The following is a 747-nucleotide window of genomic DNA, read 5'->3' on the forward strand; positions in this document are numbered from 1 at the left end:
TCTCTATATTTGTGTATATGTCGCATTTTATTAGCATAATTACCTCCTTAGTCTAAGAGATAATTATATCTTAATGCTACTTATCATACATTCTTAAGTGATCACTTTTCGACATTCTTATGTTATCATTTATAAGGAACAAATCAAATTTAATAAAGCTACAAATATCAGCGGTTGGGCTACTGACAAGATGGGGATAAATACGGGTGGCTGGGGTCTTACTCTGACTCCTTCGGATATGGCGAAAATAGGGCAGCTATACTTAAATAGCGGTGTGTGGGATGGCAAGCAAATTATATCTGCGAGATGGATAGAAGAGAGTACACAGGAGCATAGTCGATGGGAAAAAAACAATCTATTGTATGGATATTTATGGTGGGTTATTGATGATAAAGAACATACCTATGCAGCTATGGGAGATGGAGGAAACGTCATTTATATCAACGCCAAGAGGAACATGGTAATTTCAATTGCTTCTCTTTTTAAGCAAAATGCTAAGGATAGAATAGAACTTATTAGAGAGCATATTGAACCAATATTTGAGGATTGCAAATAGTAAGTTTTAATTTATTGGAAGCTCGTATGCATAACGCATAGTAGTTGTTCTTGCACCTGGTCGACTAAAGGGTTTCCTCCTCGCGGGTAGTATAATTAATCTTGTGTCTATGGTAAAAAACAACTCTTTCTTGGCAAGAATTCAGATATGAATTTAATCAAGAAGGAGTTATTTTTATGGCAATTGCAAAA

Annotated in this window: 1 protein-coding gene; it reads left to right on the forward strand. The window is 35.2% G+C overall.

Annotated elements, in window-relative coordinates; all coding sequences use genetic code 11:
* Positions 1 to 190 precede the first annotated feature (190 nt).
* The gene (locus tag GC105_RS16690; protein ID WP_425481548.1) at positions 191 to 556 is read left to right on the forward strand and encodes a serine hydrolase domain-containing protein; all 366 of its coding nucleotides are present in this window, start codon (positions 191 to 193) and stop codon (positions 554 to 556) included.
* Positions 557 to 747 lie beyond the last annotated feature (191 nt).

The organism is Alkalibaculum sporogenes, assembly GCF_009362815.1.
Classification (GTDB): domain Bacteria; phylum Bacillota; class Clostridia; order Eubacteriales; family Alkalibacteraceae; genus Alkalibaculum_A; species Alkalibaculum_A sporogenes.